The following is a 25,958-nucleotide window of genomic DNA, read 5'->3' as shown; positions in this document are numbered from 1 at the left end:
GCATGACGGGCCGCGTAGCGCTTTCATTCCTGCTCGCGCTCGCCGCGAGCGGCTGCGTCTTCCGCGAGGTCCGGGAGCAGCAGGAGGAGCTCGACGCCTACTGCATCGTCACCGGGACGCTCTCCGCGCAGAGCGAAGTGCAGGGCCCCTTCATCGTGACGCTCTCCCGGGCCGCGGCCGGGGCCGGCCCCGCCTGGAACGGCATCGACCACTTCGTGCTCGAAGGCCCGGGACGCTGGGGCTTCATCGCGCCCGCGGGTACGTACCGCGTCTCGGCCTTCGAAGACGCCAACCGCGATTTTCGCTACCAACCCGGCGAGCCCTTCGTGGCGCCCGGTGCGTTCTCGCCGGTCACGTGCAAGCCGGGGACGCGCGTTGCGGAGCTCACGCTTCGCGTGCCCGAGCGAACGGCGGGCCGCCTCGACGAAACGCTCGACCTCGCGAGCCTCACGCCGCGCGACTCGACGAGCCAGGTCAACGCGACGCTGGGCCAGCTCACGGCGGCGGGCCAGGTGACGACGCTCGCCGACCCGCGCTTCAGCGAGGACACGGCGCGAAGCGGGCTGTGGCGACCGTTCGACTTCCTCATGGACGGCAACGCAGGCGTCTACATGCTCGGCCCGCACGACCCCCGGAAGACACCGGTGCTGTTCGTGCACGGCATCAACGGCACGCCGGCCAGCTTCTCGTACCTGATCGAGCACCTCGACCGCGCCCGCTTCGAGCCCTGGGTCTACTACTACCCGTCCGGAGCCCACCTCGAGCGCCTGGCCGAGCATCTCGAGCAGACGGTGGCCAAGATGCAGCTGCGCTACGGCGTGAAGCACTTCGCGGTCGTCGCCCACAGCATGGGGGGCCTCGTCGCGCGCGGCTTCATACAGCGCCATGTGCAGCGCGCGCGAGCGGGCGAGATCCTCACCTTCGTCACGATCTCCACGCCCTTCGCGGGCCATGCCGCGGCGGAGCTCGGCGTGAAGACCGCCCCCACGGTGGTTCGCGTGTGGGAGGACATGGCGCCGGGCAGCGCATATCTGCGCAGCCTGTACGCGGCCGCCTTGCCGAACGACCCGCCGCACCACCTGCTGTTCACGTTCGAGCGGAAGAGCACGTCGTTCGGCCCGTCGGACGACGGCGGCGTCACCGTCGCGAGCCAGCTCGCGCCCGCCGTGCAACGCAACGCCGTCCGCCTCTACGGATTCGACGACACGCACATGGGCGTGCTGCGCGACGCGGAGGTCTCCGCGCTCCTCAATCGCCTGTTGAGCCAGGCAGCGGGCCCGGCACGATGACCTCGGCGCGGCCGAGGCTGCGCCACAGTCCCATCGGGAACATGCCCTTGCGAAGCAGGTGCCCGGCCACCATGCGCACGATGAGCAGGATGTCGAGCACCGGCCGGAAGTGGCTGGCGCGGGCGGCCTTGGGATAGATCCCGGGGATCGGCACCGCTACCGCGCGGGTGCCGCGATGCGCGGCGCGGATCAGCACCTCGCTCTCGAAGACGAAGCCCACGCCGTGGAAGTGCGCGCGCTCCAACTGCTCCAGCAGGCGCGCCGGGTAGATGCGGAAGCCCGTCTGCGTATCGGCGATCGGGTAGCCCGCGGCCCACGAGATCCAGAAGCGCGCGAAGCAGTTCGCGTAGTAGCGGCGCGCGGGGAAGTTCGAGCGGTCGTGCAGGCGCGAGCCGACGACGATGCTCTCCGGATGCTGCCGGTAGGCCTCGATCAGGCGCGGGATGTCCTCGGCGCGGTGCTGCCCGTCGCCGTCGAGGGTCACGACGAGGTCGGCGCCCAGCTCGAGCGCGCGCGCGAACCCGGTCCACAGGGTGTCGGCCTTGCCGCGGTTCTTCTCGTGGCGCAGGACCAGGACGTCCAGTCCCTCGAGCTTCGCGGCGGTGCCGTCGCGCGAGCCGTCGTCCACGACGATCACGGTCTCGGCGAGCGCGCGCGCTTGCGAGGCAACCTCGCGGATGGTGGCGGCTTCATCGTAGGCCGGGATGACGACAACGATCTTCAAGCGGTTTCCTTCGCGTACATGAGAGTGGTTCGCCCAGTGAGGAGGACACGCGTCGGGCACGCGAGTTCGAAATGGTAGATGGCGCCGGCCGGATCCGCGTGGACGAGCGTGGCGCGCACGACCAGCTCGCCCTCGATGCCGTCCAGGTGCTCGCAGAAGGGCTGCACGTCGCGCGCCAGGGCGAGGTAGCCGCGCCGCGGGGCGCCACCCCCCAGCAGCGAGCCGTGCAGGGCGGCAGCCTGTGCCGCGTACTCGAGGCCGGCCCACACGGGCAGGCCCTCCGGCTCGCGCAGCGGGTTGTGCGGGTCGAGGTGGGTGCGCGTTCCGCAGGAGAGCGCTTGCGCATCCCACTCGATCACGCGGTCGAGCAGCACCATCCGGCCGGTGTGCGGGATGCGCGCGGCGATGGCTTCGCGGTCTAGCACCGGATCTCCAGGGCCTGGCCGGGTGCGAAAGGCACGCGCACCGTGCCGTGCGGGGAAGCGAAGGCTCCGAGGGCGGCGAGGCCCCGCGCGCTCGGGTTCGCGTGCCACGACGCGGGGATCCACGCCGGCCATTCATTCTCGACGTCGGCCTGGACGATCTCGAGGCTCGCGCTGGCGACGGCGTCGATGCGGTCGGGAGCCAGCACCATCGCTACCGCGGTGGGGTCGACCATCGCGCACACGGCCTGCAGCGGCATCGGCATCGGGCTGTCGTAGCAGACGAAGAGCACGGGACGCTGCGCGGCCTGTGCCTGCAACGCGGCGCACACCAGGCCGTTCGCGAACGACCAGCGGCCGCGGCAGACACTCGTGCCCGAGAGCTTGGCACCCATCGCGATGCTGAGGTAGCCGAGCGGAGCGTTGTGCACGGAGTTGTGGAAGACGGTGGGCGAAATCTCGCGCGTGGTCGCGAGCACCTCGCAGAGCTGGTGCGTGATCTCGCCCGCGGCTTCCGCGGCGGCGAACACCATCTCCATCTCCGCGGCCGGGATCGCGGAGGCGTCGATCGCCTGCTCGGCCACGGCGATGGCGAGGCGCGCGGTGGGACTGCTGCGCCGGCGCTCGGCGGCGGGCAGGCAGCGCGGCACGGGCGGGGTGAGCGGCGCCATTTCGAGCGCGCGCTCTCCACGCACCACGGGTTGCGCCGCTTCCCAGCCGGGGAGGCCGGGGGCGAGCACGCCGATCGATCGCACGTGGACGCGCATCACGAGGCCCTCCCGAAGACGAGGGCGCAGTTGTTGCCGCCGAATCCGAAGCTGTTGCTCATCACGCGCTGCAGCTTCGCTTCGGCTCCCGTGGGCTCGAAGCGGCAGCGCGTCGCTTCGTCCACCGAACGTGTCGTGGGACTGCCGGGGCGGAAGCCGGCCTCGAGTGCGAGGAGCGAGATGACCGCCTCGGTGATGCCCGCCGCTCCCAGCGTGTGTCCGGTCACGCCCTTGGTCGACGAGCACGGCACGCGATCGCCGAAGAGGTCGTGCACGGCGCGGCCCTCGGCGAGGTCGTTGGCGGGCGAAGCCGTGCCGTGGAGGTTCACGTAGTCGATGGCGTTGGCATCCAGCGATGCGGCCTCGAGCGCACCGATCATGGCGAGGCGCGCGCCCGCACCCTCGGGATGCGGCGTGGACATGTGGTGCGCGTCGCAGGTCTCGCCGTAGCCGAGCAACTGGAGGGCCGCCTCGCTATCTTCCAGGAGCGCGAACCCGCCGGCTTCACCGATCGTGAGGCCCTTGCGCGCCGCGTCGTAGGGCCGGCACACATCCTCGGAGACGAGCTGCAGCGCGTTGAATCCGTAGAGCGTCGTCTGGCAGAGCGTGTCGACGCCGCCCACGACCGCGGCATCGACGAGCCCTGCGCGCAGGTAACGCTCGGCGGCGGCGAAGACCTTCGCGGAGGACGAGCACGCGGTGGAGATCGTAAGGCTCGGTCCCGACACGCCGAGGAAGCGCCGCACCAGCTCCGTCGTCGCGTCCATGTTGTGGCACGTGTCGTAGCGGAAATCCGCGGGCAGCGAGCCGTCGGGGTTGCGATGGGCGTAGGCGATCTCGGTGGAGCGGATGCCGGAAGTGGTCGTGCCGAGGAATACGCCGACGCGATGGGCGCCGACCCGCTGGACCGCGCGTGCGACGGCGTCGCGGAAGCCGTCCTGCTCGAGCGCCAGCAGGGCGAGGCGTGTGTTGGCGCAGTCGTAGTCGCGCAGTGCTTCGGGCAGCGCGATGCGCGCCGCGCCGGGAACCTGGCCCACCCAGCATGCGATCGGCGCCCAGTCGAGCGTGTTGGGCACGAGGCCGGTTCGGCCTTCGCGCAAGGCGGCGAGCGTTGCGGCATTGCCGATGCCCGCGGGGTTCGTCGTCGTGAAGGCGGTGACGGCGAGCGGCTTCATGGCGCGACGGTCCGTGCCGTGGAGATACGCGGCGCGCCGAGCCATGCGGCGGCGAGGGCGAGCGACAGGAGCGCGCCCAGGGCCACCGTGACACCGATCGCGCGTAGCACCGGCGTGGTGGAGAACGCGAGCACGCCGAAGGTGATCACGGTGGTCGCCACGCACAGGGCCAACGCCTGGCGCGTGCGCTCGCGCTGCTCGTCGTTCGTGCCGGCATTCTCGAGGAACAACGCGTAGTTGAGGCCGATACCGAGCACGAGCAGCAGCGCCACGAGATGGAAGACCGAGATGCGAGTGCCCAACGCCACAAGGACCGCGGCCGCGAGCACGAGGGCCGCGAGGCACGGAGCCATGACCCGCCCGGCGCGCACGAACGAGCGCAATCCCACGACGAGCAGCAGCGCGATCAGCGCCGCACCGATCGCCACCTGGCGCAGCGACTCCCGGAGGTAGTTGTCCACCATGCCGGTCGAGATCGCCTTCAGGTCCACCAAGCGCGTCGTTCCGTTCGTGGCCTTCGCGAGGGTGCTTTCGAACGCGCGGGCATCGCGGACTCCGGCAAGGGTCGTGAGGGCGAGCCACTGGCCGTCCGCCTGGACGACGAGTGCTTCGAGCTTGGCGGCGAGCGGCGTGCCGGCGTAGTCGGCGCGCGTCACCGGCGCACGGGTCTTCGCGGCGCGCACATCGTCGAGGAAGGGTGTGAACGCGTCGGGACGGAAGGGCAAGCCCCGAAGCGCCGTCGCGAGGTTGGCGGCGAGCGCTGCAGGCTCGGGCAGCGCCGCGCGCCTCGCATCCTGCGTGGCGGTGGAGGGCAGGAGCGTCGCGGGCGAGTCATAGCCGCGCAACGCTCCGTTGGACTTTTCGCGATCGAGGACGGGCAGCAGGGATTCGGCGCGCGCCAGGGCCTCGGCTTCGGTCGCGCCGCTCGTGGCCGCAAGCAGGCCCACGTCGGGTGCGCCCATCTCGGCTCGCAACTGGGCATCGCGCGCGCGCATGTCCTGCGAGATCGGGCTCAGGTTTGCGAGATCGCGCTCCCACCATGCGGGATGCGTCGCGGCGAGGCCTGCGATCGCCGCGAGTGTCGCCACGCCGGCCAGCAGGCGCGTGCGGCGCGTGGCGGAGAAGCGGATGCGGGGCAGCGGCAGCGCGTGCACCACCGGCGTGTGGCCCGCCGCCATCCAGGGTACGAGCCAGCGCGCCGCGGCGCCCGCGACGACGATCCCGACCATCGTCAGGACGCCGAGCTGCGCCAGGCCCTGGAAGCCGGAGAAGGCGAGGGCGAGCGCGCTGGCGACGGTGGTGAGGACGCCGAGCGCGAGCGTGCGGCTGATGCGTTGGAGCGCTCCCGGATCGCCGCTCGATTGCACGAGGACATAGTTGGGATAGTCGACGGCTTCTCCGACGAGCGTCGCGCCGAAGCCGAGCGTGATCGCGTGCACCGAGCCGAAGCCCGCCTGCACGGCGAGCACGCCGGCGGCGATGCCGAGCGCCACGGGTGTCGCGACCAGCAGCACGGCGCGCGGCGATCGATAGACGTACGCAAGGAGCGCCAGCACCGCGACGACGGAGATGCCCCCGAGCCACTGGGCGTCGCGCTCGATCACTTGATGCGACTGCGCCGCGAACGCACCGGGGCCGGTGATCAGGGCGGGGCGGCCCTTCAAACCGAGCGGTCGCACGGCTTCTTCCACCCGCGCGACGGCCGCCGCCTGGGCGACGCTGTCATAGCCGGGCGCGCGCGTTTGCGCGACGAGCAGCGCGCGTCGTCCCTTGGTGTCGAACCACACGCCGTGCAAGAGCGCAGGTTGCGAGGCCGGGACCAGGAGCCGCGTGAGGGCGGCGAGCTCGCCCGTGGGATCGCGGGGAAGCAGCGCGCGCGTCGCTCCTCCGAGTGGCGAGGAGAAATCGTCGAGGCGCTTCTCGAGCGTCTCGTGCAGCGCCGCCGCGGTGAACGCTTCGGGCTTCACCTGCGGGCTGAGCGCGTAGCGGCGCGCCATCAGCAGCTCGACCAGCCCCGGCGACGCCAGCGTGCCGCCGTTGGACACGAAGGTGAACTCGGGCGAGCTCGCGAGGACCGTGGCGAGCTTGCGGCTCGCGTTCGCAAGGTGGACGTCCACGTCGCCCTGGAGGGCGATCAGCATCGTGCGCGACACGAGCCCATCGCGGAGCTGCGCCACCAGCAGCCGTTGCTCCGCGGTCGTCGTCGCCGGCAGGAAGGCCGTGAAGTCGCTCTGCACGTGCACCGTCTTCGCGAGCGCGAAGGCGAGCAGTGCGAACAAGGCGGCGACGATGGCCAGGCGCATGGTCAGGGAATCTCCAGCAGCGTGCGGTCGCCCGAGGACTCGAAGGTCTCGATGCGCGAGACCTGCCCCTGGCGCCCGGCGACGACCACGCGTTCGACGTAGCCCTTGATCGCGTCGTCGGAGGGCGTGAGCTCGAGCGTCCACGCTTCTTCGGTGCCGCTCGCCTTCAGCTTGAAGTAGCGCTGCAACTGGGCCGCGTCGCCCGAGAGCACGCCGCGCAGGCTCGCCGCGATGGCCGCGAGCGCCGGCTGCGACGAGAGCGCGATGCGCTGCTCCTTGCCGCCGCGCTCGATCACCACCGCGTCGGCGAGGATCCGATAGCGTTCGCTGCGCGGCTTGGTCACCTGCTTCTCGAGGAGATCGGGACGCTTGTAGCGAAGCGTGCCGGCGCTGTCCACGCTCGCCACCAACAACGGCGAGAACTTGCGTTCCGTGTACGGCTTGGTGACCTCGTTCGTCGCCGCGAGGAGCTTCATGAGGCCGGGCACGTCGAGGGCCGCGGCGGGAAGCGCGGCGGCGGCGAGCGCGAATGCGAGGAGCCATCGTCTCATCGCGACGCCGCCCAGTAGTCGTAGAAATTGAACCAGTTCAGCGGCGCCTCGCGGGCGCGCACCTCCAGGCCTTCCACGTAGCGCTGCACCCAGGGCATCACGCCCTCGCAGGGCGCGCCGCGCGTGCGCTCGATGCGCTCGGCGAGCGGGGCGAAGCTCACCCGGTAGCGGTTGCCGCCGAGGAAGAGCGCGTAGGCCGTGACGACGGGCGCTCCGGTGATCGCGGCGAGCTGGTAGGGCGCGAGGGAGAAGACCGCGGGATGGCCGAGGAACGGAAGCTCGCACTTCGCCTCGTCGCCGTAGACGCGGTCGACCAGCAAGCCGACGATCTCGCCCCGCTCGAGGCACTCCTTCACCGCCATCATGGCGCCGGGCGTGCCGAGCGCGATCACGCGGTAGGGCAGGCCGCCGCGCTGCTCGGCGAGGATGCGCTGGATGTTCGCGCCCGCATCCACGTTCATCACCACGTTGACGGGCAGGCCGCGGCCGTCGCTGCCGACCACGCCCATCAGCTCGAAGCTCCCAAGGTGCGAACCGAAGAGCAGGCACCCGCGCCCGTGCGAGAGCTTCTCGCGAAGGATGTCCTCGCCCTCGACCTCGATCGCGAGGCGGTCGGCGTGGCCGGTGAAGAGGTAGATGCGGTCGAGCAGCGTGGTGCCGAAGCAGGCGAGGTGGGCGAGCGCGTCGCGAAGCCGCGCGGGCTTGCCGCGGGCGCGCGTGAGGAACTGGCGCGAGGCCGCGCGGGCCTCGGGCGCGGTCGCGAGGAAATAGACGCACGTGGTCGCCATCACGGCGCGGCTGAACGTGCGGCCGCCGTGCACGGCGATGGCCACGAAGGCGCGCATGGCCCAGCGCGAGCCTCGCTCGCGGCGCTCGCGCCATACGGTGCTCATGCGCGGGTCCTTTCCATGCGAATCCCGGCGTTCATTCGAGCCTCCAGGATCCGCTGGCCACGAGCGTTTCGCCGCGTTTCACGTCGAAGGTGACGCGCGAGCCCTCGCGCTTCGCATCGACGACGGCGGTCTCGCCCGGCGCGAGCGTTGCGTGGAAGCGCGCCGTCGCAAGCGCGCCCGGACGCTGGCCGAAGCGGGCGCGAAGCACGCGGGCTACCCGCGCGACGATGAGCGCGCCGGGAACGATCGGTTGTCCCGGGAAGTGCCCCGCGAGCGCCGGATGGTCGGCGGGCACGGTGAAGCGCTCGGGCGAGTGCGACGCTTCGAGCAGTGCTGCGAGCGACGAACGCGAGAGCTTGCCGTTGGCAGTACGCGGCAGGCTCGCCACGCGCACCAGCGGCCGCGGCATGAAGACCGCATCGACCTCCTGGCGCAGGCGCTCCAGCACCGCCTCGGGCTCGATCGTCCCGGAGACGTAGAACGCGGCGAGGCGCCGGACATCGCCCGCGGGCGATTCGGGCGCGAACCACGCGCCGTCGTCCACGCCTTCGATCTCCTGCAGGCGGCGGTCGAGCGCGGAGAGCGACTCGCGCTTGCCGGCGACTTTCACCAGGTCGGCGGCGCGGCCCTTCCAGAGGAAACGTCCGTCGGGCCCGAATTCCAGGAGGTCGCCGAGGCGCACGGGCACGCCGATGCGTTCGCCCTCGACACGAACCGCCTCGGGCTCGGCATGCAGCGTGAGTCCCGCGAGCGGAGTCCATCGCGGCTCGACCGCGGTGCGGCGTAGCGCCACGGCACCCGTTTCCGTCGATCCGTAGATCTCGTGCACGGGCGTATTCCAGCGTTCCTCGGCGGCGCGCGCGGTGGCGGGAAGCAGGCTCATCGTCGAGGAGACGATGCCCGCGGGCCGGGCCTCCCCGGCGCTCGAGGCGAGCGAGGTGCGGAGGTGAACCGGCGTGGTCATCCACCAGTACGCGTACGGACTGCCATGCAGGACATCCTCGACATCCGCCGGGAGCAGCGGACGATGCGCATGCACCGGCACCCCGGCCCAGAACGGCAGCACGACGGTCGCTTCGAGGCCGTACATGTGTTGGGGCGCCACGCTTCCGACGACGGCGATCGGCGCCGTGTCGTTCCATCCGAGCGCTTGCGCCCACGCCTCGGCGCCGCTCCAGAGCTGGGCCCAGGTCTTGGCGTGCGCCACCGGCTCGCCCGTGCTGCCCGAGGTGAAGAGGATGGCCGCGGGAAGGTGCGCATCGATGTCGGGGATCTCGGCGCTGTGCACGTCGAGCGCGAGATAGGGACGGACGTCGAGCCATGCCGGCGGAGCGTCGGCGGGCGGCGGGTCCCCGAGGACGATGGCGCCCGGATGGCGCGCGAGGAGCCGTTCCCAGTCGCCGCGCGCATGGCCCGGCGGCAGCAACGAGACGCGGCCGCCCGAGAGCGCCGCGGCGAAGGCCACGAGGAACGCGTGGCGCGACTCGCAGAGATTGATCACCGGGACGCCCTCGGGGAGCGCCGCGGCGAGGGCGCGCGCCTGGCCGAGGAAGCGCTCCACGCTGACCGGCACGCGCGTGTCGAGCAGGAACGGAGCGTCGAGGCTGCGGCAGCGCAGCAAAGGCAGGGTGGCCGGCCGGGAGCCGAGCGCCGCTTCCTTCATCACGCCCACGATGTTGAGGAAGAGGCGAAGCGGCGATGCGTGTTCATGGTGGGCAAAGCGGTCGCGGCGATACAGGTATTCGCCGAAGAACAGCACGGCGGGAACGGCGATCGCCAGGCCCTGCGTCCACCGGGCCCACGCCGGGAACGGCAGCGTGAACGCGAGCTCGAGCCCGACGGCGAAGAGCGCCATGAATGACGCCGACCAGATCGCGGTCAGCGTGCGCGTGTAGGCCACGAGCTCCGCGGGCAGGCGCGGATGCTCGCGCATCGCCACGCGCGTGACGAGCGGCACCTGTCCCTGCCCCAGGGTCAAGCCGAAGAACACGGCCATGAACGCGAAGCCCGCGAGCGGCGGCAGGTACGCCACGCCCGGCAAGCCCGTGTCGAGGCGCACGCCCGCCAGGGACGCAGCCACGTAGGCGGCCCCCAGCGCGAGCAGGGTCCAGCGGAGGAGCGTTCGGGGTGCGGAGGTGCGGGGAGAGGCGCCGGACTCAGGCCCGGCGGTTCTTCTGGACATGCTCGCTCAGGCTGCGCAGGGACGCGAAGATCGTCCGGTTGTCCGGATCGTCGGAGCGCAGCTTGATGCCGTACTTCTGCTCGATCGCCATCGAGATCTCGAGCATGTCGAGCGAATCGAGGCCCAGGCCCTCGTCGAAGAGGGGCTGCACGGGGTCGATCTGCTCCGCCGCGATGCCTTCGAGGTGGAGGGTTTCGACGAGGAGTCGGGCGATTTCTCGCTCGTGGTCGATGGTGTGGTCCATGGTGCGGTTGCCGTTCGCAGCGGCGGGGCCGGAGGGCCCCGCCCGTGAGTCTAGTTGAGCGCCGAGACTTTGGCGTTGATGTCGCGCTGGAGGTTCTGGATCCAGCCGTTGTAGTTCTTGTGGATGCTGCCGTTGGCTTCGTTCAAGTTTGTGCTGGACTTGTAGACGATGCTGTAGGACTTCTCCGAATACGGGATCTCGACGACGGCCGTGTGCGAACGCAGGGCCAGCTTGCCCTCCAGCACGCCGGGCTTCACGTCGGTCATGACCCAGCCCAGGCCGGCACCGGCTTGCAGGATGGCGCCACGCACGGCCGCGGCCGTGGGGGCCTTGCCGCTCGCGGTGGAGACGGGGGCGTTCTGGACGTTATTGATGGCAACGGTGCCACATGCGATGACGCCGACCGCAAGGCCGACCATGGCGACGGTGCGCAGGAACATGGTGATTCTCCCTTGGTTGTTGGACGCGCCTGGAGTGTCCCAAGCTGGCGCGCATTTTATCACCTGGAACGGCTTTACCTGATCACTCCGGTGACCTTCGCCGTATCCTTCAGCGCCGTCCACATCCAGCAGTATTCGTCGGCATGGTCCGCCGTGAACTTCGCCTTGGCCGCCTTGCGGCTGTTGGCCTTGAACGGGTAGAAGGCGGCGTCGCCCTTGTGATAGTGAACATTGAAGTCGACGATCACGTTCGAGGCCCATTCGAAGCGGCGCGACTGGCCCTTGGCGAGCTTCACGCAATGCTCGTGGACCTTGCCGGGCTCGAGCGTGAAATCGAGGGGGGTTTCCTTCTTCGCAGCCGTATCCTGCGCGGCCGCGGGAAGCGCCGTCAGTGCGGTAGCGAACATGGCCAAAGCGAGGGTTTTCATGGTGTTGGGGAGTATAGGCGTTGTGCTAACATCCCAGCCATGCATCGCGCCGTGTCCTACTTTTTCTGGTACTGGTTTCCCAAGCCGAAGGCGGCCGGGAGCAACTGACGCGTACCTGCAGCAACGACGCGAACCCCGAAACCGCCAGCCGAGCCTGGCGGTTTTGTTTTTTGGTGAACGGGATGATGAATCGATGACGCAACACCGCACCGACGACGTCCGCATCGAGCAGGGTGACGAGCTCCTGGCGCCCATGCAGGTGATGCGCCAGCTGCCCGCGACCGATCGCTCCGAGGAGACGACCTTCGAGGGCCGCCGCAGCGTCCACGACATCCTGCGGGGCGCGGACGATCGCCTGCTGGTGGTCGTGGGGCCGTGCTCGATCCACGACCCGGCCGCCGCGATCGAATACGCCACGCGCCTGAAGGCCGAACGCGACCGCCTCAAGGCCGACCTCGCGATCGTGATGCGCGTGTACTTCGAGAAGCCGCGCACCACCGTCGGCTGGAAGGGCCTCATCAACGATCCGCACCTGGACGAGACGTTCGACATGAACGAGGGGCTGCGCCTCGCGCGGAAGCTCCTGCTCGACATCAACCTCCTGGGCGTTCCCTGCGGCACCGAGTTCCTGGACCTGATCTCGCCGCAGTACATCGCGGACCTCATCGCGTGGGGCGCGATCGGGGCGCGCACCACGGAATCGCAATCGCATCGCCAGCTCGCCTCGGGACTCTCGGCGCCGGTGGGCTTCAAGAACGGCACCGACGGCAACATCCGCATCGCCGTGGATGCGATCAAGGCCGCCTCGGCGCGCCACCATTTCATTTCGGTCACGAAGTCCGGGCATGTCGCCGTGTTCAAGACCGCGGGCAACGAGGACTGCCACGTGATCCTGCGCGGCGGCAAGGCGCCCAACTACGACGCCGCGAGTGTGGATGCCGCGTGCAAGGAGCTGGCCTCGGCCGGGCTCGCGCAGCACCTCATGATCGATTTCTCGCACGCCAATTCCTCGAAGCAGTACCAAAAGCAGGTGGACGTCGCGGGTGATGTGGCGAAGCAGATGGCGGGTGGCGAGGACCGCGTGGTCGGCGTGATGGTGGAAAGCCACCTGAACCCGGGACGGCAGGACCTCGTGCCGGGCAAACCCTTGGAATACGGTGTGTCGATCACCGATGCGTGCATCGGCTGGGCGGACACGGTGAAGGTGCTGGATACGTTGGCGGATGCGGTGCGCAAGCGGCGCGTCGCGAAAGGGGAGTGACATGAAGGTGGTTGGAAATTCCGGGGGTCAGGTTCCCGAACGGCAAGCAAAACCGGGGAACCTGACCCCCATAGGCCGCACGGATGACCTTCGGATCGGGGCCATACGAGCGCTCATCGCGCCGCAGCTGCTCACCGAAGAGATGCCGGTGGATTCGGCGGCGCTCGCCACGGTGGCCAACGCACGGCAGGCTATCCACCGCGTGTTGCACGGCGCTGACGACCGGCTTCTTGCCATCGTGGGCCCGTGCTCGATCCACGATTCGGATGCCGCGCTGGAGTACGCGAAGCGCCTGCGCGCCGCCGCCGCGAAGCACGAGCACGACCTGCTCGTCGTGATGCGCGTGTATTTCGAGAAGCCGCGCACCACCGTCGGCTGGAAGGGCTACATCAACGACCCCCACCAGGACGGCAGCTTCGCGATCAACGAGGGGCTGCGGCTCGCACGCAAGCTCCTGCTCGAGATCAACCGCATGGGCATGCCCGCCGGCAGCGAGTTCCTGGACCTCCTGTCGCCGCAGTACATCTCGGACCTCATCGCCTGGGGCGCTATCGGAGCGCGGACGACCGAGTCGCAATCGCACCGGCAGCTGGCTTCCGGCCTGTCGTGCCCGGTCGGCTTCAAGAACGGCACCGACGGGTCGGTCAAGATCGCGGTGGATGCGTTGCGGGCCGCCGCCGCTCCACATGCGTTCATGGGGATGACGAAGACCGGCCAGGCCGCGATCTTCGAGACCATGGGCAACGAGGATTGCCACGTGATCCTGCGCGGCGGCAAGGCGCCCAACTACGATGCGGCGAGCGTGGATGCGGCGGCGAAGGAGCTCGCCTCGGCGGGGCTGGCACCGCGCGTGATGGTCGATTTCTCCCACGCCAACTCGTCGAAGCAATACCAGAAGCAGATCGACGTCGGTGCCGATGTCGCGCAGCAGCTGTCGGCCGGCGACGAGCGCATCGTGGGCGTCATGGTCGAAAGCCATTTGAATCCCGGGCGACAGGACCTCGTGCCGGGCAAGCCGCTGGAGTACGGCGTGTCGATCACCGACGCTTGCATCGGCTGGGAGGACACCGAGAAGCTGCTCGGCGTGCTCGCGGACGGCGTGCGGCAGCGCCGGCTCGCGAACCGCGAGCAGTAGATGAAGGCACTCGCGATCGCGTTGGCCGTCTTCCTGGCCGGCTGCTCGACAACGGTCAATCGCCTGTATGACGGCGACCTTCCCAATTCGCAGGTGGCGATCCTGGTCTCGGGCGGCAGCAGCCACCCGGAGATCAAGGAGGCGCTGTACGCGAACCTCGTCACCGTCGACGGAGAGCAGTGCTCTTCCATCTCCGCCGTCATGCCGGGCAAGCGCGGGTCGTGCACCGGCATCATGCTCGTCCGTGCGGGACCGATCGCCCTCACCGGACGGATCGAGACGCGAAAGACCATGGCGGGCGATCTCTACAAGTGGCGCGAGGGCACGTTCGAATCGACGGATACGATCGAGGGTGGACACCTCTCCATCTTCGAGGTGGTCCCGCAGGGGAAGGGCGTCGCCGTCGCGATCCGCAAGGTGTGCCGCTCCGCCGATCTCGTCACGCTGGCGGCGCGAATGAAGGCGATCTGGCCGCAGCTGCAAGCCAAGGTTGCCGCGCATCACGTGGCGCACGCGCCGGTATTCGAATGTGAAAGCGCCCTGACATGAAGAACGACGAATTCCGCATCCTCGGACGCCGCCCCGGCAACGAGGAGTCCCTGCGCTTCGAGTACAACGGCGTCACGTTCGACCAGGATTGCTTCCACGTGGTTGCGGGGCTCAACGCCGTCGATACCCGCGAGTTCACCGAGCAGACGTTCCGCGCGCTGAAGGAGCACGGCCAGGTATGCGCGCGCATGGGCGCGTACAAGCCGCGCACCAGCCCGTACTCGTTCCAGGGCTACGGCAAGCAGTGCCTGCCCTACGTGTTCGAGCTGGCGGGCAAGTACGGCATCCGCGTGATCTCGATGGAAGTCACGCGGGACGAGCATCTCGACGAGATCCGCGAGGCGCTCAAGCAGACCGGCAATCCCACCGGCGTCATGCTGCAGATCGGAACGCGCAACACCCAGAACTTCGAGCTGCTCAAGTCCGTGGGCAGCCAGAACGAGTTTCCGATCCTGCTGAAGCGTGGCTTCGGCATCACGCTGCACGAGTCGCTGCTGGCGGCCGAGTACGTCGCCTCGGCCGGCAATCGCAACATCGTCTTCTGCCTGCGCGGTATGAAGACGAACTTCGGCGATCCGCACCGCAACCTGATCGACTTCGGCCACGTGCCGGTGGTGAAGCGCTTGACGCGCATGCCCGTATGCGTGGACCCGTCGCATTCGGTCGGCACGCGCGATGTCGCACCCGACGGGCTCACGGATGTCTTCCATGTCGCGGCGCAGGGCGTGATCGCGGGCGCGAATCTCGTGCTCACCGACGTGCATCCCCAGCCGAAGAACGCGCTCGTGGATGCGGCGCAGGCGCTCACGCTGGAAGAGCTGCCGCACTTCCTGGACGACTGCGCGCTCGTTCGCGAGGCGTATGTGGCGCGCTGCACCCGGGCCCGGGGTCGCGAGGTCTCGTCCGGCTGACGTAGACTACGCCGGGTCGAAATTCCGGAGCTTCCATGCGCTCGCTCTTCCCGAGGTTGCTGTCCGGATGGCTCGCCGGCATCGCCGCCAGTGCGGCTGCGCAGGTGATCCCGCTACCGCCCGTCCCGATTGGCGGGACTTTCCGCGCGATCGTCTCGCTCTCGACTGAAGCGGGACCGGTCCCGGCGGGCGTCGGCATCTTGCTCAGCGTCCCCACCGGGTGCGGCAGCTTCAACGGGCAGCCCACCGGCTTCGCGACCACCGACGGCCGCGGCCAGTTCTCGTTCGATTTCCGGGCGGGCGTGAAGCCGGGTCCCTGCCGCATCGAAGGGCGCAACGGTGGCACCGTCGGTGTCGCGGAGACGGAGATCTTCGTCCCCGCCGACCTCGCCATCACGCCCGACTACACCACGCGCGAAGTGGACGTGAACGGCAGCACGCTGATCACCTTGACCGTTTCGGGCGCGGGCATGCCGCTGCAGGGGATTCCCGTCGCGGTCGATCCGCCTCCGGCCACCGGCGCCTCGGCGACGCTGTCGCCTCCCACGCCGACGGATTCGAAGGGCAAGTCGTTGCTGCTCGTCCGCCCGAACGGCACGCCGGGCATCTACGAGATCGTCGCGCGGTACGGCAACGCGAAACGCATGCTGCGGATTGCCCAATACCCGCCCTCGCCGGTGCCGGCACTTGCGCGCGCCCGCGACGTCGAGGGCACGGTCTATGGGCCGCCTCGCATGTCGATCGTCTCGGGGCCGGCGTCTTGCGCCCTGCCATCCGTCTATCTCTGGCCCGATGTGTTCGTGCGTCCCGCGGGCATCGGCGCGTTCCCGCTGGGGCTGGTCGAGACAAGCGTCAAAGGCTGCCCGGGTGTCGCAGTGCGGCTTCAACTCGACTATTCCGACCCCCTTCCCGCCGATGGCGTGATGTACATGCACACGTCATTCAACGGAAACGAAGTTCCAGCTCCGTGGACCGTGCTGCCTGCGGTGGTGAGCGGCAACTCGGTGTCCTTCACGTTCACGGCCGACGACGCGTCCGAGCAGCGGCAGCGCCGGTTAGGTGTGGGCCGGCCGGGAGCGCCGGCGACGCTCCCCTTGCCCGCGCCGCCGCGAGTGGGGGACATGTGGTGGTCGGGCGTCGCGGAGAATGGTTGGGGCATGACGCTCTCGCAGAGCGCCGAGGGCAAGTTGTTCACGGTGGTCTACGGGTATGACGACGCCGGGCGATCGACCTGGTGGGTGAGCTCGAGTGGCACGTGGAACGACGCGCGCACGAAGTTCGACGGCTATTTCCATGTTCCCTACGGCACGCCATGGCATGCCTATGACCCGTCGCTGACGGTCATTGGCCGCTCGGTGGGCTCGGCACGGCTGGAATTCAAGGACGCGAACACCGCGACGTTCCGCTACACCTTCAACGGAATCCCGGGCGAGAAGGCGTTGCAGCGCCAGGTATTCGGGCCGGTCGAAGCATCTCCGCAGCCGAACGTGGGCGGGATGTGGTGGGGCGGTGCGGCGCAATCGGGATGGGGTGTCGCGATCGTGCAGCAGCACGCCACGCTCTTCTCGGTCTGGTACACGTACGACGATTCCAACCGCCCCACCTGGTACATGATGCCCGGCGGGCGCTGGAGCTCGAGCCAGACGTACGAGGGCCGCTTGTACCGCACGCAGGGATCGCCGTGGCTCGGACGTCCCTACGATCCGTCGAGGCTGCAGGTCATCGACGTCGGGACCTACAAGCTTACGTTCGATGGAACCGGCGCCCGGTTCGATTTCACGATCGATGGGCGGTCCGGATCGCACATCCTGTCGCGACTGCCGTTCTAGTGCGGGCCCTGGCCTGGCCGCGGCGGATCGCGGCGCTGCTGCTGGGCGTCGCCTTCGCGACGACGTCGGTGGCACAAGTGCGCGACGACCTCGGCCGTTCCATCGCTCCGGTCGGCACGGGCAAGCGCATCGTCGCGCTCTCGCCCTTCATCACCGAGGCGGTCTATGCGGCAGGTGCGGGTGCCGAGCTCGTGGGCGTGAGCGAGTACAGCGACTATCCCGAAGCCGCGAAACGGCTGCCGCCGGTCTCCGGCGCGCTCGGCGTCGAGTGGGAGAAGCTCGCCGCGCTGAAGCCCGACCTCGCCTTCGCGTGGAAGGACACGCTGCGCGACAACGACCTCGAGCGCTTCGCGCAGCTTCGCATCCCCGTGTTCGTGCTCTCGGGCCGGCGCCTCGACGACGTCCCGCGGACGTTGCGCGCGGTGGCCATGATGACCGGCCGCCCGCCGCCAGCCGCGGCGATGTCCTTTGAGCTGCGCATGACGAAGGTGCGTGTGGCCAACGCGAAGAAGCCGCGCGTGACGGTGCTCCTGGAAATCCAGCACCGGCCGCTGATGACGATCGCCGGCCCCCACTTCATGAACGACACCCTCGCGGCGTGCGGCGCGGACAACGTCTTCGCCAACCTCCCGGGCGTGGCGCCCGAGGTCTCGTGGGAGCAACTGATGGCGCGCGACCCGCAGGCCATCGTCGGCGCAGGTGCCCTGGAGAACGAGAAGGACTTCCGCGATCGATGGAAAGATCACCCGACGCTTCGCGCGGTGAAGACCGGCGCGCTCATCTACGTGAACGGCGATCACTTCTACCGGCCGACGGCGCGCCTCGCGGAAGGAGTCGAGTCGCTGTGCTCGAAGGTCGACGAGGTCCGGAAGTGATTCAGCAATTACTGATTACGCGGTGCGGGCGATGGGGCCGGAGCAGATGACCGGACCGGAAGGCCCCTCGGGGTTCTTCGAGCCACCGGTGGGCTCCCGCGAGATGGCGAAGGCCACGGTCCCGGCGAGCTTCTCGTCGAGGTTCGGGAGCTGCACCTCGGAATCCTTGTTGTAGGCGACGATGCCGAGCGAGCGCGGCTTGCCGTCCTTCGGGATGGCCCACAGCTCGAGGTCCTGGTTGGGCATCTCGGCCCAGGGCTTCACCATTTTCACCATCAGCTTGCCGGCGTGGCGCTCGATCACCATGCGGGGATCGGCCTCGGGCGTGGCGAGCACCGCGACCATCGAAGCCCGGTCGGGCGCGGCCGGCGAGCGCGGGAACATGACGATCAGCGCGACCAGGGCCACGGCCATCGCCGTGCCGAGACCGCGCCAGAAACCGAGGCTCGAGAAGAAACCGGTCGGCGCCTGCGCAGCGCGCGGCGTGATGCGGGCCTCGATGGCGCGCCAGACGCGCTCCGGCGGCTCGACGGGCTGCACGAACGCGCAGAGCGGCGTGAGCCAATCCTCCCAGCCGCGCACGACATTGGCGAGCGCGCGGTCTTCCCGCATCAGCGCTTCGAAGCGTTGGCGGGCGCGGCCGCGCAGCGTCCCGAGGACGTATTCGGCGGCGAGGGCGTTTTGAGCGGTGGCGGAGAGATGGCGCATGTCAGTGCCGTCCATCCGCGGTGCCGTGGCGCACGAGGCAGTCCTTCAGCTTCATGAGGCCGCGGCGGATATGGGTCTTCACGGTGCCCAGGGGCTTGCGCATGTGCGAGGCGAGCTCGGAGTGCGACAGGCCGTGGAAGAACGCGAGCGCGATCGACTGGCGCTGGTCGGCCTCCAGCTCCTTCAGGCACTCGTGCACGGAATGCATGTCCTGCCCCGCGTCGAATTCCTTCGACGGAGAGGCGGATTCGTCCACGAGGTTCAAGGCCATGACCTCGTCGACGTCCTCGGTCTCGTGGGCGCCCCGGCGGAGCACGTCCAGGCTGCGGTTGCGGACGATCGCGGTCATCCACGTCGTGGGCGCGCTCTTGGCCTGAGCGTAGTCCGACGCGTGATTCCAGATGGCCACGAAACTGTCTTGCAAGACTTCCTCCGCCAGTTGTCTCTCCCGGACTATACGAAGCGAGACCGCAAACAGTTTCGAATGCGTGGCGCGATAGACCTCCTCGAAGGCGCGGCGGTCGCCGAGGGCGGCGCGGGCGAGGAGGGCGGCGAGGTGTGCGTGCGTTTCAGTCGTCATTTTCCGCGGGGCTTCCAGGCGGGCTCGGCAACGCCATCGGCACGGTTGACCGTGCGGGCGGCGACGAAGAGGAGGTCGGAGAGTCGGTTCAGGTAACGAAGGCTTACCGGTGAGACCGTTTCGTTGCGCGCCAGGGCCACGAGGGAACGCTCGGCGCGGCGACAAACAGTCCGCGCCATGTGGCAGGCCGCCGCGGCACGCGAACCGCCGGGCAGCACGAATTCTTTCAAAGGGGGAAGCGATGCATTCAACGCCGACACATCGGCGTCCAGCTTCGCGACGTGCGCTTCCTCCATCGCGATGCGGCCGGGAATCGAGATCTCGCCGCCCAGGTCGAAGAGGTCGTTCTGCGCCGCGAGCAGCGCGGACCGGACTTCAGTCGGCAAGGGCTCGGCCAGCGCGACGCCGAGGGCGCTGTTCAGCTCGTCGATGTCGCCGAGGGCCGCGATGCGCGGCGCATCCTTCGGCACGCGCGAGCCGTCGCCGAGGCCGGTCGTGCCGTTGTCCCCGGTGCGAGTCACGATCTTGGAGAGGCGGAATCCCATGGCGGGTGATTCTATCTTGGTACGACCTCGGGCGAGGGTTTGTCCTCTTGCGAGGGTTTGCCCTCTACAAGGCCTGTGGGCCCACGGGGCGCGGGTGCGCACGCAGATGCCCACCCTTGGCAAGAGGAAAGCCGCCCGGAGGCGGCTCTCAGTAGGCGGGGTTACGCAGATGAACGCAGATAAATTCACTTGGACTGAATGGATGGCGCTGGAGATGGTGAGTACTGGACGACAAGAAATGGCATCACCCAGGGGTTTTATCTGCGTTCATCTGCGAACCCCTGCCTACTGAGAGCCGCCTCCGGGCGGCTTTCTTCCTTCCAAGGGTGGGCATCTGCGTGCACGCCAGTGCCCCGTGGGCCGACAGGCCTTGTGGAGCAAACCGAATTACGTTCAATGGAGTCTGACCCCATTGGTATAATCGCTACGTGAAAACGAGCTTTTTGGATTTCGAGCAACCCATCGCGGAGCTCGAGCAGAAGATCGAGGAGCTGCGCTTCGTGCAGGACGACTCCGCCGTGGACATCTCCGCGGAGATCGACCGCCTGTCGAAGAAGAGCCGCGACCTCACCAAGGACATCTACGCCAAGCTCACCGCGTGGCAGGTGTCCAAGGTGGCGCGCCATGCGCAGCGGCCCTATACCCTCGACTACATCAACCTGATGTGCACCGACTTCGACGAGATGCACGGCGACCGCGGCTTCGCGGACGACCCGGCGATTGTCGGCGGCCTCGCGCGCTTCAACGGGCAGAGCGTGATGGTGCTGGGCCACCAGAAGGGCCGCGACACCAACGAGAAGATCTTCCGCAACTTCGGCATGCCGCGCCCCGAGGGGTATCGCAAGGCGCTGCGCCTGATGAAGCTGGCTGAAAAATTCGCCATCCCGCTGCTCACGTTCGTCGATACGCCCGGCGCCTATCCCGGCATCGGCGCCGAGGAGCGCGGCCAGTCCGAAGCGATCGGCAGGAACCTCTATGTGCTGGCGGGCCTGCGCGTGCCGGTGGTCGTGTCGATCATCGGCGAGGGCGGCTCGGGCGGCGCGCTCGCGATCGCCGTGGGCGACGTCACGCTGATGATGCAGTACTCCACGTATTCGGTGATCTCGCCGGAAGGCTGCGCGGCCATCCTGTGGAAGAGCCCGGAGAACGCGGGCGAAGCGGCCGAAGCGCTCGCCATCACCTCGGGGCGCCTGAAGACGATGGGCCTCGTGGACAAGGTCATCACCGAGCCGCTGGGCGGCGCGCATCGTGACCCGGTGGAATCCGCGAAGAGCCTGAAGAAGGCGATCGCCGAAAGCCTGAAGGGCTTGCAGGACCTCTCCACCGACGATCTCCTCGAGCGCCGCCAGGACCGGCTGGTGAACTATGGCAAGTTCAAGGAACTCGCCGAGTGAGGCGCTGCTCCGCAGCCTGAGGGCCCACGTCGCGCCGGGCACGCCGGTGTGCGCCGGCCTCTCGGGCGGCCTCGACTCCGTCGTCCTGCTGCACCTCCTCGCGACCCAGCGCGAAGCCCATGGCTTCGAGCTCTCCGCGCTCCACGTCCATCACGGCCTCTCCCCCAACGCCGACCGGTGGGCCAGTGCCTGCGAGCAACTCTGCGAGACATTGCGCGTGCCGCTCTCGATCGAACGCGTCCACGTCGAGCGTGATTCGGGAACGGGGCTCGAGGCCGCGGCGCGCGAGGCGCGCTATGGCGCCTATGCGCGAGCAAGCGCTTCCGTGATCGCGCTCGCGCATCACCTCGACGACCAGGCTGAGACGGTCCTCCTGCAGCTCCTGCGCGGCACGGGCCTGCGTGGCGCGGCGGGCATGCCGGAATGGCGCGCTCTTCCTGGGACGACCGCCTCGCTGTGGAGACCGCTGCTGTCCGTGACGCGCTCCGAGCTCGAGTCGTACGCGAAGACGCAGGGCCTCACGTGGATCGAGGACGAGTCCAATGCCTCCACTGCATTCGACCGGAACTTCCTGCGCCTCCAGGTCGCGCCGCTGCTCGAGGGCCGCTTCCCGGGCTGGAAGCAGGCCATCAGCCGCTTCTCACGCCACGCGGGTACGAGCGCGGCGCTGCTCGAACAGGCGGCCCGCGAGGAGGGCGTGGATCCCGGATCGCCCCTTGCCGTCGAGCTGCTGCGCGCCCAGTCGCCCGAGGCCCGCGCCCACGCGCTTCGTACCTATCTCGAGGACCAGGGCCTGCCGATGCCCACCGAGGCGAGGCTGGCCGAGATGACGCGCCAGCTCACGGAAGCGCGCGAGGATGCGCGCGTTCGCATCGAGCATGGGGGTGCCGCCCTCGTGCGCCATCGGGACACCGTGCACGTGGACCGCGGCCCGCGCGGGGCCTCGCCCTGGAACGTTCCGTGGGCGGGCGAGGAGGAGGTGGCCCTGGGCGCCGACCGGGGCGCCGTCCGCTTCGCCACGGCCACGGGGGCGGGCATCGCGGAGCGCTACACCCACGACGGCACCTGGCATTTCGGTCCCCGGGCGGGCGGAGAGCGGATCCGCCTCGAGGCCGAGCGCCCGACCCGGACGCTCAAGAACCTGCTGCAGGAAACAGGGGTCCCGGACTGGGAGCGCGGGCGCCTGCCGCTGCTCTTCCACGGAGGCGCCCTGGTCTGGGTCCCCCGTGTAGGAGTGGCCGCGGGCTACCGGTGCGGCGCGGGGGAGCCGGGGCGCGTGCCGGAGTGGTTTCCCGGTGCGCGAGCCTAGCTTTTTCACCCCCGCTCTGCTAGAATGAAAAGCTAAATATTTCATTCAGTTAGCGAGGATTTATGGCAGTGGAGCGCACCTTTTCGATCATCAAGCCCGACGCCGTCGCCAAGAACGTCATCGGTGAGATCTATTCGCGTTTCGAGAAGGCCGGCCTCAAGGTCATCGCCACGCGCATGGTCCACTTGTCGCGCAAGGATGCCGAGGGCTTCTATGCCGTCCACAAATCGCGCCCGTTCTTCAAGGACCTCGTCGATTTCATGATCTCCGGTCCCGTCGTGCTGTCGGTGCTCGAGGGCGAGAACGCCATCCTCAAGAACCGCGAGCTGATGGGCGCCACGGATCCGAAGAAGGCCGACAAGGGCACGATCCGCGCCGATTTCGCGCAGTCGATCGACGCCAACGCCGTCCACGGCTCCGATGCACCGGAAACCGCCAAGGGCGAGATCGCGTATTTCTTCCCGGAGCACCAGGTCTACTCGCGCTAACCGCGCGGGCAAGAGCCCGACCATGACTTCGAAGACCAACCTGCTGGGTCTCACGCGAACGGCGATGACCGAGTGGTTTGCCACGCTCGGCGAAAAGCCGTTCCGCGCGAAGCAGGTCTACCACTGGATCCACCAGCGCGGCGTCGCCGATTTCGACGCCATGACGGATCTCGCGAAGTCGCTGCGCGCCAAGCTGCACGAGCACGCGACGGTGGAGGGTCCCGAGATCCTCTCCGAGCATCGCTCGTCCGACGGCACGGTGAAGTGGCTCTTCGATGTCGGCGTGGGCAACGGCGTGGAGACGGTCTTCATCCCCGAGGACGATCGCGGCACGCTGTGCGTGTCGTCGCAGGTCGGCTGCGCGCTCGACTGCAAGTTCTGCTCGACCGGCCGCCAGGGCTTCAATCGCGACCTTTCCGTCGGCGAGATCGTGGGCCAGCTCTGGGTCGCGAATCGCCGCCTGGAAGAGATGGCGAAGGAAGGCCTGCCGTTCCGCATCCCGCCGCGTACGGTGAAGGGTGAGGATCCGGTGGAACGCGAAGAGGATCCCGAGCACGGCCTCGAGCGCAAGGACGAGCGCCGTCCCGTCACCAACGTCGTGATGATGGGCATGGGCGAGCCGCTCAACAATTTCGTTCCGGTCACCGATGCGATGGAGATGATGCTCGACGACCACGCCTACGGGCTGTCACGTCGCCGCGTCACGCTCTCCACGTCGGGCGTCGTGCCCGGCATCCGCAAGCTGAAGGATCGCCTGCCCGTGGCACTCGCGGTGAGCCTTCACGCTCCCGACGACGAGCTGCGCACGAAGATCATGCCCATCAACGCCACCTACCCCATCGAAACACTGATGGACGCGTGCCGTGATTATCTCGAGGTCGCCCCGCGCGACTTCATCACTTTCGAGTACGTGATGCTCGCCGGCGTGAACGATTCCCCGGCGCAGGCGAAGCAGCTCGCGAAGCTGCTCTCGCGCATCCCGTCGAAGGTGAACCTCATCCCGTTCAACCCGTTCGCAGAATCGGGGTTCAAGCGCACCGACATGGAGGCCGTCCGGCGCTTCCAGTCGATCCTCATCGAAGCCGGATTCATCGCCACCGTGCGCAAGACGCGGGGCGACGACATCGACGCGGCCTGCGGCCAGCTGGCCGGCCAGGTCGTGAACCGGATGAAGAAGAAGACCATCAAGATCCATCGGGAGGCTGCTTGAACCGTGCGCTGATCGGCATCACCCTGGCCGCGCTCGCGCTGGCCGGTTGCGTTTCCTCCAATACCTCGACGACGGGCGGCGTGACCGAAGGCTCGCTCGCCGATGCCCGCCGCCGGGCCGAGATCCACGCCTCCCTCGCGGGCGAGTACTACCAGCGCGGCGCCATCGCCGTGGCGCTGTCGGAGACGAAGCTCGCGATCAAGGACGATCCGAACTACGTCCCCGCGTACAACATGCAGGGCCTGATCCTCATGGAGCTGCGCGACGACGCCGGCGCCCGCGAGGCCTTCGAGCGCGCCGTGCGCCTCGACCCGAACAATTCCGAAGTGCTGAACAACTACGGCTGGTTCACGTGCACGCGCGGCGACATGCAGAAGGGCATCGACATGATGGTGCGCGCCGCGGCCAACCCGCTGTATCCCACGCCGGAGAAGGCGTACCTCAACGCGGGCCTCTGCATGCGCCGCGCCAATCGTCCCGCCGACGCGGAGCTCTACCTGCGCCGCGCGATCTCCATCCGTCCGGACCTCATCGGCGCCCTCTTCAACCTGGCCGAAGTGACGTACGAGCGCGGCGAGATGAAGGACGCCGAGGCCTACCTGAATCGCTACATGCGCGTGTCGCAACCTTCGCTCGAGTCGCTGGTGCTCGGCGTGAAGATCGCGCGCGGCACCGGTGACAAGGCTTCCGAGGACAGCTTCATGCAGCAGCTTCGCCGCCGCTTCCCGGACCACCCTCAAACCAAGGACCTGGAGCAGAAGAAGGCGTCGTGAGCACCTTGCCGATCGCGGGCGCAGCCCTAGCCGCCGAGCGCGAGCGCCAGAACCTCTCGCGCTCCGACGTCGCGCAACGCCTCCACATGAGCGTCTCGCAGGTCGAGGCGCTGGAGACGGGCGACTACTCGCGCCTGCCGCGCGGCACGTTCCTGCGCGGCTTCGTGCGCAACTACGCGAAGGTGATCGGGCTCGATCCCAACCCGATCCTCGAAGCCCTTCACAACGAGAGCCCGGAACACTCGCGTCCCGGCATCGTGGTCGCGAGCCAGAACATCCGCTTCGATCCGCTGGCCGACCGCCTCGCCAATCCGTACGTGAAGGCCGCGGGCATCGCCACCGTCGTCGTCTCCGTGTGCTTCGCGACGATGTACTGGTGGCTCTTCGTCCGCACGTCTCCGCCGCCGTCGGCCGCGCGCAAGCCGGCGATGGTCGTCGAGGCGCCGAAGGCCGTCGAGCCGTTGCCCGCTCCGGTGGAGGCGCCGAGGTACGTGGAGCCTGCGAAGCCCGAGCCCGTGAAGGCCGAGCCCCCGCCTGCGCCCGCGCCCGCGAAGCCCGCCAAGAGCGAGCCTCCGAAGGCCGAGGCTGCGAAAGCCGAGAGCGCGAAAGCCGAGACCGCGAAGGCCGCGCCGCCCAAGACCGAAACCGCATTCGCATCGCCCGCTTCGTCGGTCAACTCCGCCTCTTCGCTGCCGAACACCGTCGATGCCGGCTCCGTGGTCGCGGCGGGCGGCAGCGTGATCCGCCTCAAATTCCGCGGCACGGCTTGGGTCGAGATCAAGGACGGCCGCGGCAAGGTGTTGCTGTCGCGCAACCAGCAAGGCGGCAGCGAGGCCGAGGTGATCGGCAAGGGACCTTTCAGCGTCGTCGTCGGCAACGCGCCCGAGGTCTCCATGTTCCTCAACGACCGGCCGTTCGACCTCGAGCCGCATACCAAAGTCGCCGTCGCGCGATTCACGATCAACTAGGACTT

At 68.8% G+C, this 25,958-nt stretch carries 27 protein-coding genes; 13 read left to right on the top strand and 14 right to left on the bottom strand.

Features of this window, described 5'->3' with window-relative positions; genetic code table 11:
- Positions 1 to 2 precede the first annotated feature (2 nt).
- Entirely contained in the window at positions 3 to 1,289 is a 1,287-nt protein-coding gene (locus DSM104443_RS14435) for an esterase/lipase family protein (protein WP_171093384.1), read from the top strand.
- On the opposite strand, the gene DSM104443_RS14430 is transcribed toward DSM104443_RS14435, so the two are convergent.
- The 11 genes from DSM104443_RS14430 to DSM104443_RS14380 form a co-directional block, all read right to left on the bottom strand.
- Positions 1,249 to 2,013 carry a glycosyltransferase family 2 protein gene (locus DSM104443_RS14430; RefSeq protein ID WP_171093382.1) on the bottom strand — a complete coding sequence of 255 codons (765 nt, stop codon included), beginning with the start codon at positions 2,011 to 2,013 and terminating at the stop codon, positions 1,249 to 1,251. The two genes, DSM104443_RS14435 and DSM104443_RS14430, sit on opposite strands and share 41 nt — an antisense overlap.
- The gene (locus DSM104443_RS14425) at positions 2,010 to 2,438 is read right to left on the bottom strand and encodes a hotdog family protein (RefSeq protein ID WP_171093380.1); all 429 of its coding nucleotides are present in this window, start codon (positions 2,436 to 2,438) and stop codon (positions 2,010 to 2,012) included. The genes DSM104443_RS14430 and DSM104443_RS14425 overlap by 4 nt, the downstream gene beginning before the upstream one ends.
- Positions 2,432 to 3,202: a beta-ketoacyl synthase chain length factor gene (locus tag DSM104443_RS14420; RefSeq protein WP_246232963.1), complete on the bottom strand. Its 771-nt coding sequence runs from the start codon at positions 3,200 to 3,202 to the stop codon at positions 2,432 to 2,434. The genes DSM104443_RS14425 and DSM104443_RS14420 overlap by 7 nt, the downstream gene beginning before the upstream one ends.
- The gene (locus DSM104443_RS14415; protein ID WP_246232265.1) at positions 3,202 to 4,422 is read right to left on the bottom strand and encodes a beta-ketoacyl-[acyl-carrier-protein] synthase family protein; all 1,221 of its coding nucleotides are present in this window, start codon (positions 4,420 to 4,422) and stop codon (positions 3,202 to 3,204) included. Before DSM104443_RS14415 ends, DSM104443_RS14420 begins: the two co-directional genes overlap by 1 nt.
- The gene (locus DSM104443_RS14410; RefSeq protein ID WP_171093376.1) at positions 4,374 to 6,680 is read right to left on the bottom strand and encodes an MMPL family transporter; all 2,307 of its coding nucleotides are present in this window, start codon (positions 6,678 to 6,680) and stop codon (positions 4,374 to 4,376) included. The genes DSM104443_RS14415 and DSM104443_RS14410 overlap by 49 nt, the downstream gene beginning before the upstream one ends.
- A 2-nt stretch (positions 6,681 to 6,682) precedes the next feature.
- Entirely contained in the window at positions 6,683 to 7,231 is a 549-nt protein-coding gene (locus DSM104443_RS14405; RefSeq protein WP_171093374.1) for a LolA-related protein, read from the bottom strand.
- The gene (locus tag DSM104443_RS14400; protein ID WP_171093372.1) at positions 7,228 to 8,124 is read right to left on the bottom strand and encodes a lysophospholipid acyltransferase family protein; all 897 of its coding nucleotides are present in this window, start codon (positions 8,122 to 8,124) and stop codon (positions 7,228 to 7,230) included. The genes DSM104443_RS14405 and DSM104443_RS14400 overlap by 4 nt, the downstream gene beginning before the upstream one ends.
- Before the next feature lie 31 nt (positions 8,125 to 8,155).
- Entirely contained in the window at positions 8,156 to 10,306 is a 2,151-nt protein-coding gene (locus DSM104443_RS14395; protein ID WP_171093370.1) for an ApeI family dehydratase, read from the bottom strand.
- Entirely contained in the window at positions 10,281 to 10,550 is a 270-nt protein-coding gene (locus tag DSM104443_RS14390) for a phosphopantetheine-binding protein (protein WP_171093368.1), read from the bottom strand. The genes DSM104443_RS14395 and DSM104443_RS14390 overlap by 26 nt, the downstream gene beginning before the upstream one ends.
- 50 nt (positions 10,551 to 10,600) lie before the next feature.
- Positions 10,601 to 10,990, bottom strand: a complete 390-nt coding sequence (locus DSM104443_RS14385; RefSeq protein ID WP_171093367.1) for a hypothetical protein — start codon at positions 10,988 to 10,990, stop codon at positions 10,601 to 10,603.
- Between the two features lie 74 nt (positions 10,991 to 11,064).
- The gene (locus DSM104443_RS14380) at positions 11,065 to 11,418 is read right to left on the bottom strand and encodes a hypothetical protein (protein WP_171093365.1); all 354 of its coding nucleotides are present in this window, start codon (positions 11,416 to 11,418) and stop codon (positions 11,065 to 11,067) included.
- Positions 11,419 to 11,611: 193 nt separating this feature from the next.
- Here DSM104443_RS14380 and aroG point away from each other — a divergent pair, with 193 nt between their 5' ends.
- From aroG to DSM104443_RS14350, 6 genes are all read left to right on the top strand, one after another.
- Entirely contained in the window at positions 11,612 to 12,679 is a 1,068-nt protein-coding gene (gene aroG, locus DSM104443_RS14375) for a 3-deoxy-7-phosphoheptulonate synthase AroG (protein ID WP_171093363.1), read from the top strand.
- A gap of 70 nt (positions 12,680 to 12,749) precedes the next feature.
- Positions 12,750 to 13,814, top strand: a complete 1,065-nt coding sequence (locus tag DSM104443_RS14370) for a 3-deoxy-7-phosphoheptulonate synthase (protein WP_246232960.1) — start codon at positions 12,750 to 12,752, stop codon at positions 13,812 to 13,814.
- Entirely contained in the window at positions 13,815 to 14,363 is a 549-nt protein-coding gene (locus DSM104443_RS14365) for a hypothetical protein (protein WP_171093359.1), read from the top strand.
- Positions 14,360 to 15,274: a DAHP synthetase I family protein gene (locus DSM104443_RS14360; RefSeq protein ID WP_171093357.1), complete on the top strand. Its 915-nt coding sequence runs from the start codon at positions 14,360 to 14,362 to the stop codon at positions 15,272 to 15,274. The genes DSM104443_RS14365 and DSM104443_RS14360 overlap by 4 nt, the downstream gene beginning before the upstream one ends.
- A gap of 35 nt (positions 15,275 to 15,309) precedes the next feature.
- Positions 15,310 to 17,103, top strand: coding sequence for a hypothetical protein (locus DSM104443_RS14355; protein WP_171093355.1), 1,794 nt, complete (start codon positions 15,310 to 15,312; stop codon positions 17,101 to 17,103).
- Complete coding sequence (locus DSM104443_RS14350) at positions 17,103 to 17,978, top strand: cobalamin-binding protein (protein WP_171093353.1); 876 nt, start codon at positions 17,103 to 17,105, stop codon at positions 17,976 to 17,978. The genes DSM104443_RS14355 and DSM104443_RS14350 overlap by 1 nt, the downstream gene beginning before the upstream one ends.
- 15 nt (positions 17,979 to 17,993) lie before the next feature.
- On the opposite strand, the gene DSM104443_RS14345 is transcribed toward DSM104443_RS14350, so the two are convergent.
- Genes DSM104443_RS14345 through DSM104443_RS14335 form a run of 3 tightly spaced genes read right to left on the bottom strand, consistent with a single transcriptional unit; the run spans position 17,994 to position 19,811 of the window.
- Positions 17,994 to 18,701, bottom strand: coding sequence for an anti-sigma factor (locus DSM104443_RS14345; RefSeq protein ID WP_171093351.1), 708 nt, complete (start codon positions 18,699 to 18,701; stop codon positions 17,994 to 17,996).
- Positions 18,688 to 19,266 (bottom strand): sigma-70 family RNA polymerase sigma factor, encoded by a 579-nt coding sequence (locus DSM104443_RS14340; protein ID WP_171093349.1) that lies wholly within the window; start codon positions 19,264 to 19,266, stop codon positions 18,688 to 18,690. Before DSM104443_RS14340 ends, DSM104443_RS14345 begins: the two co-directional genes overlap by 14 nt.
- Positions 19,263 to 19,811, bottom strand: coding sequence for a cob(I)yrinic acid a,c-diamide adenosyltransferase (locus DSM104443_RS14335; RefSeq protein WP_171093347.1), 549 nt, complete (start codon positions 19,809 to 19,811; stop codon positions 19,263 to 19,265). Before DSM104443_RS14335 ends, DSM104443_RS14340 begins: the two co-directional genes overlap by 4 nt.
- A gap of 428 nt (positions 19,812 to 20,239) precedes the next feature.
- Here DSM104443_RS14335 and DSM104443_RS14330 point away from each other — a divergent pair, with 428 nt between their 5' ends.
- The 6 genes from DSM104443_RS14330 to DSM104443_RS22070 all read left to right on the top strand — a co-directional run bounded on the left by DSM104443_RS14330 (position 20,240) and on the right by DSM104443_RS22070 (position 25,953).
- The gene (locus tag DSM104443_RS14330) at positions 20,240 to 21,205 is read left to right on the top strand and encodes an acetyl-CoA carboxylase carboxyltransferase subunit alpha (RefSeq protein ID WP_171093345.1); all 966 of its coding nucleotides are present in this window, start codon (positions 20,240 to 20,242) and stop codon (positions 21,203 to 21,205) included.
- On the top strand, positions 21,177 to 22,514 hold the full coding sequence (tilS, locus tag DSM104443_RS14325; protein ID WP_171093343.1) for a tRNA lysidine(34) synthetase TilS: 1,338 nt from the start codon (positions 21,177 to 21,179) through the stop codon (positions 22,512 to 22,514). The genes DSM104443_RS14330 and tilS overlap by 29 nt, the downstream gene beginning before the upstream one ends.
- A gap of 62 nt (positions 22,515 to 22,576) precedes the next feature.
- Entirely contained in the window at positions 22,577 to 23,002 is a 426-nt protein-coding gene (gene ndk / locus DSM104443_RS14320) for a nucleoside-diphosphate kinase (RefSeq protein WP_171093341.1), read from the top strand.
- Positions 23,003 to 23,024: 22 nt separating this feature from the next.
- Positions 23,025 to 24,212: a 23S rRNA (adenine(2503)-C(2))-methyltransferase RlmN gene (gene rlmN, locus DSM104443_RS14315; RefSeq protein ID WP_212756686.1), complete on the top strand. Its 1,188-nt coding sequence runs from the start codon at positions 23,025 to 23,027 to the stop codon at positions 24,210 to 24,212.
- The gene (pilW, locus tag DSM104443_RS14310) at positions 24,209 to 24,985 is read left to right on the top strand and encodes a type IV pilus biogenesis/stability protein PilW (RefSeq protein ID WP_171093337.1); all 777 of its coding nucleotides are present in this window, start codon (positions 24,209 to 24,211) and stop codon (positions 24,983 to 24,985) included. The genes rlmN and pilW overlap by 4 nt, the downstream gene beginning before the upstream one ends.
- Complete coding sequence (locus DSM104443_RS22070) at positions 24,982 to 25,953, top strand: RodZ domain-containing protein (RefSeq protein WP_171093335.1); 972 nt, start codon at positions 24,982 to 24,984, stop codon at positions 25,951 to 25,953. The genes pilW and DSM104443_RS22070 overlap by 4 nt, the downstream gene beginning before the upstream one ends.
- Positions 25,954 to 25,958: the final 5 nt, after the last annotated feature.

The organism is Usitatibacter rugosus (assembly GCF_013003965.1).
Taxonomy (GTDB): domain Bacteria; phylum Pseudomonadota; class Gammaproteobacteria; order Burkholderiales; family Usitatibacteraceae; genus Usitatibacter; species Usitatibacter rugosus.
Note: the sequence above shows the minus strand (reverse complement) of the source record. Positions and strands in the feature narration are given on the sequence as shown.